Genomic DNA, 843 nt, shown 5'->3' on the forward strand with positions numbered 1-843 from the left:
TGGAGGATTAGCTCAGCTGGGAGAGCATCTGCCTTACAAGCAGAGGGTCGGCGGTTCGAGCCCGTCATCCTCCACCATATTTATTCTTACATAATGTTAGGATAGATAAAGCCGGTGTAGCTCAACTGGTAGAGCAACTGACTTGTAATCAGTAGGTTGGGGGTTCAAGTCCTCTTGCCGGCACCACTTTCATATGGTAAGATAGACAAGTCGCTTTTAAAGCGAGCCATTAGCTCAGTTGGTAGAGCATCTGACTTTTAATCAGAGGGTCGAAGGTTCGAGTCCTTCATGGCTCACCATTTTCATGCGGGTGTGGCGGAATTGGCAGACGCGCTAGACTTAGGATCTAGTGTCTTTATGACGTGGGGGTTCAAGTCCCTTCACCCGCATAGCCAAACAAAATAAAGAAATCCTGTAATGCGGAAGTAGTTCAGTGGTAGAACACCACCTTGCCAAGGTGGGGGTCGCGGGTTCGAATCCCGTCTTCCGCTTATACCATCCACGCCGGGGTGGTGGAATTGGCAGACACACAGGACTTAAAATCCTGCGGTAGGTGACTACCGTGCCGGTTCAAGTCCGGCCCTCGGCATTATACAATAAGCGCCCGTAGCTCAATTGGATAGAGCGTTTGACTACGGATCAAAAGGTTAGGGGTTCGACTCCTCTCGGGCGCGCCATTAAGATCGGGAAGTAGCTCAGCTTGGTAGAGCACTTGGTTTGGGACCAAGGGGTCGCAGGTTCGAATCCTGTCTTCCCGACCATCTTTTATGGGGCCTTAGCTCAGCTGGGAGAGCGCCTGCCTTGCACGCAGGAGGTCAGCGGTTCGATCCCGCTAGGCTCCAC

At 52.2% G+C, this 843-nt stretch carries 9 tRNA genes; all 9 read left to right on the forward strand.

The annotated features are described in order from the left end of the window. Position 1: 1 nt before the first annotated feature. The 9 genes from ACSLGF_RS18745 (at position 2) to ACSLGF_RS18785 (ending at position 842) form a co-directional block, all read left to right on the forward strand. Positions 2-77, forward strand: a tRNA-Val gene (locus tag ACSLGF_RS18745). 33 nt (positions 78-110) lie between these two features. Continuing rightward, positions 111-186, forward strand: a tRNA-Thr gene (locus tag ACSLGF_RS18750). Positions 187-223: 37 nt separating this feature from the next. Further along, a tRNA-Lys gene (locus ACSLGF_RS18755) sits at positions 224-299 on the forward strand. A 7-nt stretch (positions 300-306) separates the two neighbouring features. Beyond that, positions 307-389: transfer RNA gene (locus tag ACSLGF_RS18760), tRNA-Leu, on the forward strand. A 30-nt stretch (positions 390-419) separates the two neighbouring features. Next, positions 420-491: transfer RNA gene (locus ACSLGF_RS18765), tRNA-Gly, on the forward strand. Between the two features lie 12 nt (positions 492-503). Next, positions 504-589, forward strand: a tRNA-Leu gene (locus ACSLGF_RS18770). Between the two features lie 11 nt (positions 590-600). Continuing rightward, positions 601-677 (forward strand) — tRNA-Arg (locus tag ACSLGF_RS18775). 7 nt (positions 678-684) lie between these two features. After that, positions 685-761: transfer RNA gene (locus ACSLGF_RS18780), tRNA-Pro, on the forward strand. An 8-nt stretch (positions 762-769) separates the two neighbouring features. Continuing rightward, a tRNA-Ala gene (locus tag ACSLGF_RS18785) sits at positions 770-842 on the forward strand. The last annotated feature ends 1 nt before the right edge of the window (position 843 follow it).

This window comes from Bacillus sp. A015 (assembly GCF_053851875.1).